We start from the raw sequence: 2108 nt of genomic DNA, 5'->3' as shown, positions 1-2108 counted from the left end.
GCTGTTTCCGCCGCGCTTTTGGCTTCTTCTGCTACACCCTTCGCTCCATTGGCGGTAGAGGCTGCTGTTTGTGCTATAACTTTCACATCAGAAACCCCTTGCTTGGCTTCATCCGCTGTTTGCTTTACATTATCAATCAAGCTTGAAGATGCCGTCAACGCATTCTTGGCATCCGTCGCTGCACTGAGCGCTGCATTACAAGATTGCTTGGCTTCTCTTGCCGTCTGCTCCGCTCGATTGGCGGTTTCCCTCGCTCCATCAGCTGATTGTTTGGCTTCAACAGATTTCATCTTCGCTTCAGAGGCTAGCGTTTCAACTGTTAAAACCTTTTGCTCCGCACCTTCTGCCGTCCTTTTGGCTGCTTCCGCTGTATTCTTAACCTGTTCAGTCGATTGCTGAAGACCATTGGCTAAAGACAGCGCACTCGACGCTGTTTCCTTTGCTTCACCTGCTACACTAGAGGCTGTATCTGCTGTGCTTTTGGCATCTTTCGCTGTTGTGAGGGCTTCCGTACTGCTCGCTGTCGCTGTTTCGGATGCACTCTTAACAGTTTCAACAATTTCCTTGAGATGATCTGACGTTTTCTTGCTTGCTTCCGCAATCCCTTTTGTCTCATCGGCTAATGACTTCGCATCACTGGATACCTGTTGTGCTTCTTCTGCTTTACTCTTGGCTTCTTGCGCTAACGTCTGTGCTGTTTCTGCCTTCTGTTTTGCCTCTTCTACTAAACCCTTAAAAGACGCATCAAGTGCATGCACCGCTTGTCTCTCAACACTCACCGCCTGCTCTGTTGCTGCTTTCACTTCATTGGCTACTCGCCTCGCTTCATCTGCAATCTGTTGCGCTTGATCTGCTTTCGCCGTTGCTGTTTCTGCCTCTTGCTTGGCTGCTTCAGATGTAACCTTGGCTGCATTCGCTGTAGACATCGCCGTTTCTGAAGTTCCTTTACCCTGCTCTGCTACATCCTTTGCCTCAACAGCAGTTGCCTTCGCTTCATTGGATGCTGTTACAGCTCTTTCTGCTATAACTTTCGCTTCATTGACTACCCTCACGGCACCTTCTGAAGCTTGTTTGGCTTCCTTTGCAACAGAAACAGCTCCTGAAACTTCTGCCTTAATTGTTTCTACTCCTTGCTTGGCTTCTTCAGATGCACTCTTGGCTTGTTGGGCTAAAACCTCCGCATTCTCCGATTGCCTCTTCGATTCCCCTGAAAACTGTTTGGCTTCTTCGGCTATACTCTTGGCTGATGCGGCTTCCGCCTCTACTCTCGAAGCCGTTTCATAGGCACTCCGAGAACTCTTAACCGCTGTCTCTGCACTACTCTTCGCATCACCGCTTGCTGCCAAGGCTTGATCGGCTGTCGATTTCGCCTCATTTGCTGTCGTTGTCGCTGATCTCACGCCTTCCTTTGCTTCGGTAGCCGTGGTAAGCGCCGTCGTGATTGTGGCACCACTTTGCGTAAGCTGCTTCAGAGCCCGATCCGCTATTCCCTTCGCTTCTTCCGCCTTTTGATACGCTCCATTGGCGTGCGCCGTCGCTTGCTCCGATCCTTGCCTAACCTGAACTAGCTGCTCCGCCGTCGCAAAAGCTTCATAGGCATAAAGGGAAGCCGTTCCTAATAACTTCGGCACAACGACCGTAGTGACTGATCGACCCTCTCTTATCTCTTCTTTCGTCGCCGCGGGTAGATAATACTCATGCGTATGGTACGGGATCCCCATAATCTTGCTCCATCAATTCTAGCTCTATCTTTAAAATAAACACTCTTTCAGCTCTTCTAGCTCACTCCTTAAAACACCTATCCGTTCTTCTAGTGATTGGATTGAACCCTCAAATTCTGAACGCAAAGAGACCCTCAACAATTCTAAAAGCTCAGAAAGTGGCGCATGAACAAAATGCTGACCTGTATAAAAAACAACCCGTAACTGAGACGGGTCACTGATGCCTGAAATCGCAAACGGTTTGGATAACATCGATAACCTCATGTCTTAATACCAAAAACAACCGAAACATTGATCGGACGCGTTTCTGCTCCACCATAACTTTCCGCTAAAAGACGGTGTTCATGATGCGCTCGATCCTCTAGTCCTTCTGTGATAGGAGTGGAA

Annotated in this window: 1 protein-coding gene and 1 pseudogene; both read right to left on the bottom strand. The window is 48.9% G+C overall.

The window, feature by feature from the left end; genetic code table 11:
- Positions 1–1721, bottom strand: a pseudogene (locus AC0QT4_RS08910) (hypothetical protein); the annotation flags it as partial.
- Between the two features lie 30 nt (positions 1722–1751).
- The gene (locus AC0QT4_RS08905; RefSeq protein ID WP_473201318.1) at positions 1752–1973 is read right to left on the bottom strand and encodes a prefoldin domain-containing protein; all 222 of its coding nucleotides are present in this window, start codon (positions 1971–1973) and stop codon (positions 1752–1754) included.
- Between the last annotated feature and the right edge of the window lie 135 nt (positions 1974–2108).

Source organism: Bartonella sp. EBT8 (assembly GCF_055796165.1).
The sequence above is the reverse complement of the archived record's forward strand: the minus strand, read 5'-3'. Positions and strand labels throughout refer to the sequence as shown.